Below are 1163 nucleotides of genomic sequence, written 5' to 3'. Positions count from 1 at the left end.
ATTGAATTACATCAATAAGTGAGTCCGGTTCTTGATTGCTTTAACCCAAATAATGCAATAATGAAGACCATTATATAACCAATTGACGACGACGTAAAATTGCATTTTCTTGATTTAATATTTTTTTAACTGGTTTCCTTACGGCGCGAGCATGTCCAAATAGTTCGGTTTTAAGGGAACAATTTAAACTTTAAAAAAAATGCAAAAAACTTGCTACAGGGAGAGCTATGCGCTGTCCCCAGGGAAAGAACTGTCTTCGTTTTTGAGCGAAAAACGTGTCTCTTTTACTAAAAAACCAATTATGGTCACAGATTTACCCGAATGTTTATTTAAAAGGTTCGATCCAAAATTTAGATATGTAACGACGCTGTCAGCATTGAGATATGTGAAAGGTGAACGGCCATCACAGCGTTATTATTCGCTGTTGATACACCTTTCAGAACCTTCGGATTCCTTTAGTCTGGTCGTGCGCAATGAAGCTATCGATGTCCTGCGAATCTCGCTGATCAATATGAAGATCTATGAGATTTACCTTTTCGCCTTAGCGCTACCAGCCGACTTTCCTGTCAGCCAGATAATGGTGCTAGGAGAGGACCGTGAACGGTTTATTCCCAATGAAGAAAAAGAAAATACTCCCGGATACTGCTATGAATTAACGGTGCCTGCGAAGACAGAACGGGAGGAATACCAACAACGGATACTGAACGATCTGAATAAACACTTTAAGCTTGATGTAAGAATCGAGAAGCTGACCGTCGTAAAAGATAGCCGAAAGGTCGTTAAAATGACTGGTGAATCGACCGAACTGATCTGGGCTGAACAACTGACGATGGTTATGAAAGCTAAAGCTGCAGTAGAAAAGAATCAAGAATTCATATTACAAAAGAATTAAATAAAGTTTCACTACCTGTGGACGCCGATTCTGCCGAGGAATAGATTGACAACCTGGTCAACCCTCGGTAAGAAACGGTGATAGGGGAAACTTTGTCCAAAAATTAACAATAATGAACACATATATATTCTACATAAACAAGCTCTGGAGTTATCTCCGGAAGCTTCTTAAGCCACAAGGAGCAGACATACTGCTGATAAGTAAGGTGCTCCTAGTGTGCTTATTCATGACTTTTCATATGTTAAGTAATGCTCAGACGCCCCGCAAGGAC

The 1163-nt window shown here is 40.0% G+C and carries 1 protein-coding gene; it reads left to right on the top strand.

Annotated features, from left to right (window positions below):
• The first annotated feature begins 199 nt into the window (after positions 1 to 199).
• Positions 200 to 892 (top strand): hypothetical protein, encoded by a 693-nt coding sequence (locus tag L950_RS25375; protein WP_021191085.1) that lies wholly within the window; start codon positions 200 to 202, stop codon positions 890 to 892.
• Positions 893 to 1163 lie beyond the last annotated feature (271 nt).

This window comes from Sphingobacterium sp. IITKGP-BTPF85, assembly GCF_001006065.1.
GTDB lineage: Bacteria > Bacteroidota > Bacteroidia > Sphingobacteriales > Sphingobacteriaceae > Sphingobacterium > Sphingobacterium anhuiense.
The sequence above is the reverse complement of the archived record's forward strand: the minus strand, read 5'-3'. Positions and strand labels throughout refer to the sequence as shown.

Bases quoted from the DNA above. Each gene is read 5' to 3' on its own strand.
- L950_RS25375 (WP_021191085.1), top strand. From the start codon at position 200: ATGCAAAAAACTTGCTACAGGGAGAGCTATGCGCTGTCCCCAGGGAAA.